At 56.7% G+C, this 10,670-nt stretch carries 14 protein-coding genes and 1 pseudogene; 8 read left to right on the forward strand and 7 right to left on the reverse strand.

From position 1 onward, the window contains the following. Nucleotides 1-2 precede the first annotated feature (2 nt). Nucleotides 3-557, forward strand: a complete 555-nt coding sequence (locus tag ACR0LL_RS20390) for an ActR/PrrA/RegA family redox response regulator transcription factor (RefSeq protein WP_050604676.1) — start codon at nt 3-5, stop codon at nt 555-557. Between the two features lie 33 nt (nt 558-590). On the opposite strand, the gene ACR0LL_RS20395 is transcribed toward ACR0LL_RS20390, so the two are convergent. Beyond that, the gene (locus tag ACR0LL_RS20395; RefSeq protein ID WP_480589083.1) at nt 591-1,304 is read right to left on the reverse strand and encodes a hypothetical protein; all 714 of its coding nucleotides are present in this window, start codon (nt 1,302-1,304) and stop codon (nt 591-593) included. 11 nt (nt 1,305-1,315) lie between these two features. Then, on the reverse strand, nt 1,316-1,909 hold the full coding sequence (locus ACR0LL_RS20400; protein WP_480589085.1) for an HD domain-containing protein: 594 nt from the start codon (nt 1,907-1,909) through the stop codon (nt 1,316-1,318). 206 nt (nt 1,910-2,115) lie between these two features. Between ACR0LL_RS20400 and ACR0LL_RS20405 the strand changes: the two genes are divergently transcribed. The 5 genes and pseudogenes from ACR0LL_RS20405 to ACR0LL_RS20425 all read left to right on the forward strand — a co-directional run bounded on the left by ACR0LL_RS20405 (nt 2,116) and on the right by ACR0LL_RS20425 (nt 5,161). Further along, entirely contained in the window at nt 2,116-2,430 is a 315-nt protein-coding gene (locus ACR0LL_RS20405; protein WP_267366315.1) for a hypothetical protein, read from the forward strand. Nucleotides 2,431-2,532: 102 nt separating this feature from the next. Next, nucleotides 2,533-3,921 carry an adenosylhomocysteinase gene (gene ahcY, locus ACR0LL_RS20410; protein ID WP_267366313.1) on the forward strand — a complete coding sequence of 463 codons (1,389 nt, stop codon included), beginning with the start codon at nt 2,533-2,535 and terminating at the stop codon, nt 3,919-3,921. A gap of 13 nt (nt 3,922-3,934) precedes the next feature. After that, nucleotides 3,935-4,258 carry a hypothetical protein gene (locus ACR0LL_RS20415; protein WP_480589087.1) on the forward strand — a complete coding sequence of 108 codons (324 nt, stop codon included), beginning with the start codon at nt 3,935-3,937 and terminating at the stop codon, nt 4,256-4,258. Further along, nucleotides 4,204-4,682 (forward strand): annotated as a pseudogene (locus tag ACR0LL_RS20420) (extensin-like domain-containing protein). The gene ACR0LL_RS20415 and the pseudogene ACR0LL_RS20420 overlap by 55 nt, the downstream one beginning before the upstream one ends. Before the next feature lie 137 nt (nt 4,683-4,819). Continuing rightward, a complete protein-coding gene (locus ACR0LL_RS20425; protein WP_480589089.1) occupies nt 4,820-5,161 on the forward strand; it encodes a DUF2853 family protein in 342 nt (113 codons plus the stop codon). Between the two features lie 219 nt (nt 5,162-5,380). Here the strand turns inward: ACR0LL_RS20425 and ACR0LL_RS20430 are convergent, their stop codons facing one another. The 5 genes from ACR0LL_RS20430 to tsaD all read right to left on the reverse strand — a co-directional run bounded on the left by ACR0LL_RS20430 (nt 5,381) and on the right by tsaD (nt 9,586). Beyond that, the gene (locus ACR0LL_RS20430; RefSeq protein WP_480589091.1) at nt 5,381-6,676 is read right to left on the reverse strand and encodes a hypothetical protein; all 1,296 of its coding nucleotides are present in this window, start codon (nt 6,674-6,676) and stop codon (nt 5,381-5,383) included. Nucleotides 6,677-6,836: 160 nt separating this feature from the next. After that, nucleotides 6,837-7,259, reverse strand: coding sequence for an EVE domain-containing protein (locus tag ACR0LL_RS20435; protein WP_480589093.1), 423 nt, complete (start codon nt 7,257-7,259; stop codon nt 6,837-6,839). Next, nucleotides 7,259-7,528 carry a YciI family protein gene (locus ACR0LL_RS20440; protein ID WP_480482615.1) on the reverse strand — a complete coding sequence of 90 codons (270 nt, stop codon included), beginning with the start codon at nt 7,526-7,528 and terminating at the stop codon, nt 7,259-7,261. The genes ACR0LL_RS20435 and ACR0LL_RS20440 overlap by 1 nt, the downstream gene beginning before the upstream one ends. A 1-nt stretch (nt 7,529) precedes the next feature. Continuing rightward, nucleotides 7,530-8,492, reverse strand: coding sequence for an NAD(P)H-dependent glycerol-3-phosphate dehydrogenase (locus tag ACR0LL_RS20445; RefSeq protein WP_480589095.1), 963 nt, complete (start codon nt 8,490-8,492; stop codon nt 7,530-7,532). Beyond that, complete coding sequence (tsaD, locus tag ACR0LL_RS20450) at nt 8,489-9,586, reverse strand: tRNA (adenosine(37)-N6)-threonylcarbamoyltransferase complex transferase subunit TsaD (RefSeq protein ID WP_480589097.1); 1,098 nt, start codon at nt 9,584-9,586, stop codon at nt 8,489-8,491. Before tsaD ends, ACR0LL_RS20445 begins: the two co-directional genes overlap by 4 nt. Nucleotides 9,587-9,684: 98 nt before the next feature. Between tsaD and ACR0LL_RS20455 the strand changes: the two genes are divergently transcribed. Together ACR0LL_RS20455 and ACR0LL_RS20460 are read left to right on the forward strand one after the other, a co-directional pair. Beyond that, nucleotides 9,685-10,398, forward strand: coding sequence for a uroporphyrinogen-III synthase (locus ACR0LL_RS20455; RefSeq protein WP_267366542.1), 714 nt, complete (start codon nt 9,685-9,687; stop codon nt 10,396-10,398). A 54-nt stretch (nt 10,399-10,452) separates the two neighbouring features. After that, on the forward strand, nt 10,453-10,670 hold a 218-nt coding region (locus ACR0LL_RS20460), incomplete at its 3' end, for a hypothetical protein (RefSeq protein ID WP_480492732.1).

Raw genomic sequence — 10,670 nt, forward strand, 5'->3', positions numbered from 1 at the left:
ATATGGCAGACAGTTCTCAGCTTGATATCGGCCCTGATAAATCCCTGCTTTTGGTGGATGATGACGAGCCGTTCCTGAGACGTTTGGCCAAGGCCATGGAAAAGCGTGGATTCGAGGTCGAAACCGCAGGGTCTGTCGCCGCAGGCCGCGCAATTTCCACCGCCCGCCCACCGGCTTACGCGGTTGTTGATCTGCGGCTTGAGGATGGCAACGGTCTGGATGTGGTTGAGGTTTTGCGCGAAAAGCGCCCCGACAGCCGGGTCGTGGTTCTGACCGGCTACGGCGCGATTGCCACCGCCGTTGCGGCGGTCAAGATCGGCGCGACGGATTACCTGTCAAAACCCGCCGACGCCACCGACATCACCAATGCGCTGCTGGCCAAGGGTGACGAGCTGCCGCCGCCGCCGGAAAACCCCATGAGCGCGGACCGCGTGCGCTGGGAACATATCCAGCGGGTTTATGAGTTGTGCGACCGCAATGTCAGCGAAACGGCGCGTCGGCTGAACATGCATCGCCGGACATTGCAGAGGATACTGGCGAAGCGCAGTCCGCGGTGAATTTAACTCGAGCGTTTGTTCGCAGAGTGAGGTTTATTGAATCTCGCTCTCGATTTTTGCAATAAACTCTTTACGGGCAACTGGGTTTGAGAACTGAAATAGCCCTTTTGTTTTAAGCGCACTAAGTACAAATTCTGTTCTTAACGTTGCTTCACCACGTCTCAGTAAAAAAACGCTTGTGGATGTATAATGCTCACTGCACCAAATCTCGTATTCATGCAGTTTACCAAAGGCTTTTCCGGTTTCGCTGCCAAAGAAATCCAGATAACTCTGGAACTCTTTTGGGGAAAGGTGTCTTTGAATTCGGGCTTCTTCATATCCGTGCACTTGTGGAGCAATGGCAGTTTTTTCTACCCATCCAGCCTTGCATTCTTTGTAACTTAGCTTTCTTAGTTTCTGCCAAGTGCCCGTGAGATAGAATTCTTTGATCTTGCTCAACTGCTGTGTGTTGTATGCATCAAGTTGCCATTGCGCGATCTCATCAAGATGCCCGTTGATGGCAATATCCGTAACTTCTTTGGGTACAAGGCTTACAAGGCGCTTAGTGTCTTTTACACGTATGTTGTGTTTACCCAACAGCTCCGTGAGGTTTTCAACGTAATACCTCGAGGCATTTTTCCGCAACGTAAGAATCTGTTCTTCCAGTAGAAATTGGCTTGCAATGTACTTTGCATCGTCTTCTGGTGATGCAGAAACCTTGAATGCAGCACAGCATATTAAGCTGACTGAAAGAAAAAACTTAATCATTCAAACTGTCCTTAAAACTCTGACAACAATGCTTGATACCGATCGGAGAATGCCTGCCGCACCTTAACCGGTGGTCTTAGCGTGATCTCCAATCCCTCCATCACCGCTTTATCCGGGCGACCAAAGAATTTTGTCGCCTCTGCCTCGGAAAAGCCCGCGATCTGGGTGGCCTCCATCCAGGCGCTGATTTTGTCGGCCTTCTTGATCTGCCGCTTCACCGCTTTTGGTACCTCAGCAGGCAAACCGAACCGGATGTGGATCGCCGCCGCCAGCCGGTCGTCCAAGGCGCCGTAACCGGGGCCCACAGCGGATTTGACCGGCGAAATCATGTCGCCGATCACGTATTCCGGCGCGTCATGTAACAGGGCTGCCAACCGCCACTTGACGGGTGCCTTGGGGGCTATTCTGCCGAAGAGTTCCTCAACCAACAGGGAGTGTTCGGCCACGGAATAGGCGAAATCGCCGCGTGTCTGCCCGTTCCAGCGCGCCACAAAAGCAAGCCCATGGGCGATATCTTCTATCTCGATATCCACCGGGGTCGGGTCCAGCAGGTCCAGCCGACGCCCCGATAACATGCGCTGCCATGCTCTGGGTTGTGTTGCCATTTTGCTATGCCTCGCCTGACCGGACGCGATTGCGCCATATTTTTGTGCTATGATGTACCTGTCTGGATCACTTGCTGCCAACAGTTTCTTGAGCATTTGTGCTTTGCAACGGCGCGCCATGATCCCGACATCAAAACCGAGGGGGGCACATGCTTCTCCCGGTGTGCTCCTCTCGACCGTGAAACGCGAAACGATAGGAGTTTGTCATGTTCAAGCGTTTATTCGCCATTGCCCTGACCTTTGGAATGGCCGCGACCGCCCCACCAGCTTTTGCCCGAAGTTGCGCAGATCGCGACGATATTGTCACCAAATTGCAGGAAAACTACGCCGAGGAATTGGCCTTTGGCGGTTTGCAAAAGACGCGCGACGCGCAATCTGTGATGGAGGTCTGGGCCTCGAAGGAAACGGGCAGTTATACCGTTTTGGTAACCAATGCGAACGGGATCAGTTGTATTGTTGCCGTTGGCACCGATTTTTTTGAAGCGATACCAAAGATAAAAATCGAAGGCACGCCAAGCTGAAAGCGGCCAGCAGGCTTCCGGTAACAGTCTTCAAAGTTGCCACCTGCCCCAAGGAGTGCTAGGGGCAGCCGGGACTGTGATTTACCGAAAATGGAGCGCCTGATGGCCGTGGACTATATCGTTAAAGACATTTCGCTGGCCGGGTTCGGCCGCAAGGAATTGGACATTGCCGAAACCGAGATGCCGGGGCTGATGTCCCTGCGTGCGGAATATGGGGACAGCAAGCCTCTGACAGGTGCGCGTATCGTTGGGTCGCTGCACATGACCATCCAGACCGGCGTTCTGATTGAAACGCTGGTTGCGCTGGGTGCGGATGTGCGCTGGGCGTCGTGCAACATCTTCTCGACTCAGGACCATGCCGCCGCCGCGATCGCCGAGGCGGGCATTCCCGTCTTCGCCATCAAGGGTCAGACGCTGGAAGAGCATTGGGATTATCTGGATAAATCCTTCCTGTTTGAAGACGGTCCGAACATGATCCTTGACGATGGTGGCGACGCGACCCTTTACATCCTGCTGGGCGCGCGTGCTGAGGCAGGCGAAGACATCATCCCTGTTCCGGGTTCGGAAGAGGAAGAGGTGATCAAGAAGCAGATCGCCAAGCGTATGGCGGCAAGCCCCGGTTGGTTCACCAAGATGCGCGACCAGATTCAGGGTGTGTCCGAGGAAACCACCACCGGTGTGAACCGTCTGTATCAACTGGTGAAAGACGGCCACCTGCCGTTCCCGGCGATCAACGTGAATGACTCGGTCACAAAATCGAAATTCGACAATAAATACGGATGCAAGGAATCGCTGGTTGACGGTATTCGCCGCGCCACCGACACCATGATGGCCGGTAAGGTTGCCGTGGTTTGCGGCTATGGCGACGTGGGCAAGGGCTCGGCCGCCAGCCTGCGCGGCGCGGGTGCGCGCGTGAAGGTGACCGAAGTTGACCCGATTTGCGCGCTGCAGGCTGCGATGGATGGGTTCGAAGTGACCTTGCTGGAAGACGAAGTTGCCAGCGCGGATATCTTCATCACCACCACCGGCAACAAGGACGTGATCCGCATCGAGCATATGCGCGAGATGAAGGACATGGCCATCGTTGGCAATATCGGTCACTTCGACAACGAGATTCAGGTGGCCAGCCTGAAGAACCACAAGTGGACCAACATCAAGGAGCAGGTGGACATGATCGAGATGCCTTCGGGCAATCGTCTGATCCTGCTGTCTGAAGGCCGTCTGCTGAACCTTGGCAATGCCACAGGTCACCCGTCTTTCGTGATGTCGGCTTCGTTCACCAACCAGGTTCTGGCACAGATCGAGCTGTTCACCAAAGGTGACCAGTACGAGAACAAGGTCTACATCCTGCCCAAGCATCTGGACGAAAAAGTGGCCCGCCTGCATCTGGATCGCATCGGCGTGAAGCTGACGAAGATGGATGCGGATCAGGCGGCGTACATCGGTGTCAAACCGGAAGGTCCATACAAGCCGGAACACTACCGCTACTGATTGTCGTCTGACGATGACGCAGAACAACGGACGCCGCCGGTTTCTTTACTCGGCGGCGTTCTTTGTTTTCAGGGTTCTGGTTGTGGTGATCGTGCTGGGCGGCGGCGGCTGGGTGCTGTTGGCGCATCCAAAGACACCGCTGCCATCACACTGGAACCCGTTGCGTGACCTGAAAGTCAGCGCGCCGGTCACGCCGGTCACCCGATATCAACTGAACCGCGCCGTGGCGAATGAAACCCAGTGTCGGTCTACGTTGGCCGAAGCGGGCGTTCAATCGAGGCGATGGAGGATCAGGTCGTTGACCAGAACTGTAGAATTGCCGCACGCGGCCTTCTGACCCGGCTGGCCACCTCGCACATCGAAGCCGTTGAAACCAGTTGCGCCACAACATTGCGTCTGGCGATGTGGGAACACCATGTCGTGCAGCCGGCCGCGCACGAACTGCTTGAAACCGGTATTGCCCGATTGCGCCATGTCGGAGTTACAATTGCAGGCGCATGCGCACCCTGAAGGGTGAAAACAACGGATGGAGCAGCCATGCCCGTGCGGACTCGATCGATATCATCGGTGTGGAGACGACCGATGGCCGCGTGCTGACCCTGTTAAATGACTGGCAGGGCTCTGGCCCCGAACCCGCGTTCCTACGACAGATCTGGCGGGGCGCGTGCGACTGGTTTCGTGTGGTTCTGGGTCCGGACTTCAATCGCTTGCACGCGGATCATTTCCACCTGCAAGGTACTGGCTGGGGGTACTGCAGATAGGTCTTGCATCCTGTGCCTTCCAGCCCCCGTTAAGGGGGAGGAAACGCAGTTTTTTATCCTTTTTGGCAGACCTGTGACACGTCTAATCTCGGCTATCGGTGATTGGTACCGGATTAACGGATTAAGGAGATTAGGACATGGGCAAGCGCGACGAGCTGATCGCCAAATACGCTGAAGATCTGAAAAACAAATGTGGGATGAACCCCGATATGGACCTGCTGACCAAGGTCACAATCGGTTGCGGCCCGGCGATTTATGACGCAGATGCGGCAACTGTTGCAGCCAGCCAGAAGTCCGAGTTGGAAACCGTCAAAAATAACTTCCTGATCAAGAAACTGGGCCTGTCAGATGGTCCCGAGCTGATGGCAGCGATCAACAAAACCATGGAAACCTATGGCATGTCCGAGCGCAACAAATACCGCGCCGTGGTCTATTACATGCTGACCAAGCATTTCGGAAAAGAAGCCGTTTACGGCTGATCTTTCCGCGCATTCCTGAAGCGCCTGTCGTCTTCCCGTCGGGCGTTTTGTATTTGAGGTGTTTTTTAAGGACTTGGCGTTTGAAATGCTGGGCGCGGTTGGGCTAAGGTCAAACCGTGACCAGGACGGTCAGAACCAGACATTTCCATACGCGTGTGGTGAGTAGGGAGCACGCGGGGGTAGGGAAGGTTCTGTATCGTCAGAACCTTCCCTCATTATTCATCTGAACTCTCTTAAAATACGCGCGATGAGGCTTTCTGCGTTGTCAGGTTGCACGGCAGAATTGCCGTCTGCATTTCCGCCGCTGCCTTCCAGATAAACCTCGATCCGCCCCGGGCGCGTCTTGCTGCCCGAGCTTGTGAAGTCCCGTGCGATACCCCCAAGTGCATCGGCGGCCATCGCGGCGTTTTCGGCGTCATCGGGATGGTAAAACCGGACCTGGGTTTCTCGGACCCGGTATCCCACCCGAGCTGTTGCCACCACCGTTGCCTGACCTCGGGCAAGCAGTTCCAATGCCCGGTTTCTGGTCTCTTGCGAAACTCTCGACGGTACAAAAAGCGAGACCTCCAGACCAATGGCTGGCGTCCAAAGAAGCGGTTTCACCTCGGTGTAGGGTCGATTGGCGGGTGTGTCGATCTCTTGCGGAATGGGATCATTGGCTACCAGCAACATTTGCGATAACCCGCCCTTGTTCAGCGGATTGAGATTGCGAAATCGTGGATCAAACCGGGCCGGAATCGCGGCTTGAATGTCTGAAGCAGTTGCGACAGCCAACATGGGTTCCATCTGGGCAGGAATGAAAATCTTGGGCGGCGTTAAGGAAACCTCCGGCTTCGCTGTTGCCGCTTCAGGATTCGGGCCGGTTGCAAACTCGCTTTCCGGCAAGACAGCGTTTTCCGGTTCCTGGGAAGGGGTTGCACTGGATTGATCCAAAACAACCGAATCGACTGATCGGCTATTTGGCTTGTCCAAGGGTTCGCTGACGTCGGCGGGGATTGAACGAGGCTCATGCTCAGGGGCCCCCGAAACCAACAGATCCTCTGGCGTAGGGGCGTCTTTCGGGTCCGGCAGGCTGGTGGTTGCAGCCTCAGGCGGTTCTTCGGGGGCCAGAAAGGTTTCAGAAAGCGCATTCAGAACGGCTTGATCTTCTGCGTCTGCGGGTTGCCACTCATCAAAAAGATTTGCAACGACCCATTGCAAGGCGGCCCCACACAAAAGGCCAACCAGTACTAACGCGACCCAAGTTTTCCGTTTTTTTCTGACGCGCGGTTTGTCCAGATTTAGCGAGCGGACCCGCTCGGAAACGATCTGCTCTGTATCTGTATCGTCCGGTGGGGATGGTTCGTCTGTCTGGACAGATGTCGAAACAGGTTCTTCCGACGTCTCTTCTTGCGCCTTCGCAAGCACCGACGCGCGCTTTTCCCGCGCCTCTTTCAGGCGCGCTTCCCAGGTTTTCGTGCTTTTCGCAGCAACGGTGTTATCGCGTGTCCCGTTGCCGTTTTCATTGTCAGACACGGGGTTCAAACTTTCAAAACATATCGAATTTATCCGAACAACACCAAGCGGTTACGACCAGAGCAATCATAACCTTCAGGTCCCTACCCGGCGTAGCCCTTGGAAACATAACACCTTGCCGGACGTTTGAGAAGTTTTGCACCTTGTACAGGACGGCAGGTTAATCCGGCTGCGTTTCACCCAAGGCGCAGACCACTTTCCATTGATCGTCTGTTACCGGCTGAACCGACAAACGAGAGTTTTTCACCAGCACCATGTCGGCAAGCCGTTCGTCGGCCTTGATCTGGTCCAGTGTCACGGGTTTGGAAAAGGGTCGGACGGCCTTGATATCCACGCATTCCCAGCGCTCATCATCGGTGGAACTGTCAGGATGTGCCTCGGCGCATACCTCGACAATACCCACAACCGATTTGTCCTTTTGAGAGTGGTAGAAGAACCCCCAATCCCCAATGGCCATCTGACGCATGAAATTGCGCGCCTGATAGTTGCGCACTCCGTCCCATTCTTCGCCCTTATCCCCCTTGGCCATTTGCTGGTTCCAGCTCCAGGTCGAAGGTTCGGACTTGAAAAGCCAATACGCCATCAGCCGATTACCTTTTTCCAGGGAATTAGCTCAACCGACTGGAACAATCCTGCCTTCGCATAGGGGTCATTATCTGCCCAGTTTTGCGCAGCAGCCAGATCTTCGACGTCGAGCACAACCAGCGAACCGATCATGGCGTCGCCATCCAGCAGCGGCCCTGCCTGCGATACAACACCCGTTTCTTCGATATAGGCCAGATGGGCCGCGCGATTGTCCAACCGGGTTTGCAGTGCCCCGGCTTTGTCACGGGCGATGAGTGCGATCAGCATGTTATTCCTCCTTGAGTGGGCGATTGAGCAGGTTTTCGATGGCCTCGGTCACACTGTAGGCACCATGGCTCAGATCCGCCACAGTTGTACTGATGGGCATGTCCAGCCCTTCCTTGACAGCAATCTCTGACATGGCGCGCGCAGTGGCGACGCCTTCGACGGTAGTATGTTGGTCAAATGGTTGGTTCAGGCCCAAACTAAGGCCAAAACGGTAGTTTCGGGACAGTTCTGAGGAGCAGGTCAACACCAGATCCCCAAGCCCGGACAAGCCCATCAGGGTGTCAGAGCGCGCGCCACGCAGGGCGGCAAAGCGCTGCATTTCCGCAAAACCGCGAGTCATCAACGCGGCCCGGGCGCTGTCCCCCAGCCCCGCGCCGATTGCTGCGCCGCAACCGATGGCCATGATGTTCTTCAGCGCCCCGCCAAGTTCAGCACCTATGGTGTCAGTGGTCCGATAGAGGCGCAGGTTCGCAGTGGCCAGTTTGGTCTGCAATGCTTTGCCAAGATTCGTATCACCGCAAGCCAGCGTTAACGCAGTGGGCAAACCGCGCGCTATGTCATCAGCAAAACTGGGTCCTGTCAGCAAAGCGATCGGGGCGTCGGGAACAACATCCCTTATGACCGCAACGGGCCCGAGGCCAGAATCCAACTCTATCCCCTTACAGCAAGCGACCAGTGTCTTGCCGCGCAGCACCGGGGCGTGATTCTGCAAGGCGCTGCGCAATCGCTGCATAGGAACGGCCAAAAGCAGAATGTCAGCCTTCGACGCCTCAGCGATATTTGCGGTTACGGCGATGTTCGTGGGTAAGGAAACCCCAGGCAGCCGGGTGGAGTTTTCGCGCGTCTCGTGCATCTGCCGCGCCTGATCGGCGTTTCTGGACCACAGAGTTACCGGCCCGTTGCCTGACAATGAGATCGCCAGAGCTGTGCCAAACGCGCCGGATCCCAGGACAGATATGTTCATGCCTTGGCCCCTTTCTTACCGCTGCCCAGCATTGTTGGGCTGCGTTGATCCAGCGGCCAGCGGGGGCGGGCAGTCAAGTCCAGGCCGTCGCGCGCGCCGGTGCGAAAGCGTTCGAGGCCCGCATAGGCAATCATCGCGGCATTGTCCGTGCATAAAGCCAGCGGAGGCGCCGTAAACCGAGCGCCTTGCTGGGCGCAAACAGACTCTAACGCTGTCCGAATGGCCGAATTCGCTGCCACCCCACCTGCGACCGCGACAACGGGATCAGCAGGGTTGTGATCAAGATACAGATCAATCGCGCGGCGGGTTTTCTCGGCCAATGTGTCCACTATGGCCTGCTGGAATCCTGCGCACAGATCAGCACGGTCCTGACGGGTCAGGCCACCCTTGTCGGCCACGATCTGGTCGCGCATCCGCATCAACGCTGCTTTCAGCCCCGAAAAAGACAAGTCACAGCCGGGCCGGTCGAGCAGTGGCCTGGGAAAGCGGAACCGCTGGGGATTACCATCACGGGACTCAGCCTCGACAGACGGGCCGCCGGGTTGCGGCAGGCCCAGCAGGCGAGCGGTCTTATCAAAGGCTTCCCCTGGCGCATCGTCGATGGTGCCGCCCAGGCGGGTAAACTGCTCGGGGCTATGGGCGATCAGGTATTGGCAATGGCCGCCCGACACCAGAAGCATGAGGTAAGGGAAGGCGATGCCGTCCGTCAGGCGGGGTGTCAGGGCGTGACCCGCAAGATGATTGACGCCAATCAGCGGCAGGCCCGTGGCGGCGCTCAGCCCTTTGGCACACATGACACCGGACATGACCCCTCCGATCAGACCGGGCCCGGCGGTGACGGCAATAGCGTCCATGTCGCGCAGCGACAGACCGGCGGCCTCCAGCGCCTGCACGACGCAGACATCCAGCTTTTCGGCATGCGCACGGGCTGCAATCTCGGGCACGACACCGCCAAAGGCGCTGTGCAGATCGGTTTGACCGTGCACCACAGAAGACAGGATTTCGGCTTTGGCACCTTCGGTCTGGCGCACGACCGCTGCGGCTGTGTCGTCACAGCTGCTTTCCAAACCCAATACGGTAAGTGTTTGCACCATCACCCTGATCCGTTGCATCATGTATATACGGCGGGGTATCACCCTGCGCGGATGCAAACAATCCTGAAGGGTCAAGGCGCCACACGTTGTTTTTGTTGATGACCCGCCCTCGCTCCGCCTCGGAAAGGTTTGTCGAGCAGCTGCCAACCGGCGTCAGATCCCGGGTTCAGGTCCTCTATTCGCCGATCATGGAAATCCGGCCTCTGCCAGTTGCGGTGGATACCAAAGGTGTAAAGGGGTTGATCTTTACATCGGCCAATGCGGTGAATGCGGCGGTCTCGAAAGGTGTTGATCGCACTCTGCCGGCCTATTGCGTGGGACCCGCAACAACCGGTACCGCGAAAGGGTATGGGTGGCAGGCCAAGATGGTTGGAACCACGGCAGAAGAATTGGTCGGGCATCTGCTCAAGCATCGGCCCAAAAGCCCCCTTTTGCACCTGCGGGGTGAGCATACACGGGGCAATGTCGCTGGCAGCCTGACCGAATCTGGTCTGACCGTTCGGGAACAGCCGGTCTATCAGCAGCGATTGTTGCCGCTAACACCCGAGGCAACCGAGGCTGCCAGAGGAGATCTGCCTATTATTGCTCCGCTTTTCTCGCCGCGTACGGCGCGACATTTTGCCGATATCTGGGCCGGATCAGCCCCCCTTTGGCTGGTTGCGATCAGCCAGGCTACGGCTGATCCCCTTTATTCCTTGGGCTATGAGCACCTGAAGATCGCAAAACATCCGACACCGAAGAAAATGCGCAAAGCTGTTAAAAAGCTTGTGAAACATGTGTTGCGGGTTGAGGGTGGCGAGGTCCCCGATTAACTTAACCTGGGCTGTTATTCATCTGAATTTGGATTCGATAAGGGGAATATTGCGGTGGCTGGTAAGAAGAAATCCGATCAAAAGCCGGTGGAACCCCTCCTAGCGGATGATGCAGTCGAAACTGATCTGCGGCAGGACGATACGCCTGTTGACCCGGCTGAACCTGTAGAAGAAGACCTGTCCGAAGCCGAAGCCGAAGCCGAAGCCGAAGCCGAAGCCGAAGCCGAAGCCGAAGCCGAAGCCGAAGCCGAAGCCGAAGCCGAAGCCGAAGC

This window comes from Ruegeria sp. AI2, assembly GCF_056541275.1.

Coding starts and splice junctions, on each gene's coding strand:
- ACR0LL_RS20405 (WP_267366315.1), top strand. CDS start 2,116: ATGTTCAAGCGTTTATTCGCCATTGCCCTGACCTTTGGAATGGCCGCG.
- ACR0LL_RS20445 (WP_480589095.1), bottom strand. CDS start 8,492: ATGAACATATCTGTCCTGGGATCCGGCGCGTTTGGCACAGCTCTGGCG.
- ACR0LL_RS20440 (WP_480482615.1), bottom strand. CDS start 7,528: ATGCTGATCGCACTCATCGCCCGTGACAAAGCCGGGGCACTGCAAACC.
- ACR0LL_RS20425 (WP_480589089.1), top strand. CDS start 4,820: ATGGGCAAGCGCGACGAGCTGATCGCCAAATACGCTGAAGATCTGAAA.
- ACR0LL_RS20395 (WP_480589083.1), bottom strand. CDS start 1,304: ATGATTAAGTTTTTTCTTTCAGTCAGCTTAATATGCTGTGCTGCATTC.
- ACR0LL_RS20435 (WP_480589093.1), bottom strand. CDS start 7,259: ATGGCGTATTGGCTTTTCAAGTCCGAACCTTCGACCTGGAGCTGGAAC.
- tsaD (WP_480589097.1), bottom strand. CDS start 9,586: ATGGTGCAAACACTTACCGTATTGGGTTTGGAAAGCAGCTGTGACGAC.
- ACR0LL_RS20400 (WP_480589085.1), bottom strand. CDS start 1,909: ATGGCAACACAACCCAGAGCATGGCAGCGCATGTTATCGGGGCGTCGG.
- ahcY (WP_267366313.1), top strand. CDS start 2,533: ATGGCCGTGGACTATATCGTTAAAGACATTTCGCTGGCCGGGTTCGGC.
- ACR0LL_RS20415 (WP_480589087.1), top strand. CDS start 3,935: ATGACGCAGAACAACGGACGCCGCCGGTTTCTTTACTCGGCGGCGTTC.
- ACR0LL_RS20455 (WP_267366542.1), top strand. CDS start 9,685: ATGACCCGCCCTCGCTCCGCCTCGGAAAGGTTTGTCGAGCAGCTGCCA.
- ACR0LL_RS20390 (WP_050604676.1), top strand. CDS start 3: ATGGCAGACAGTTCTCAGCTTGATATCGGCCCTGATAAATCCCTGCTT.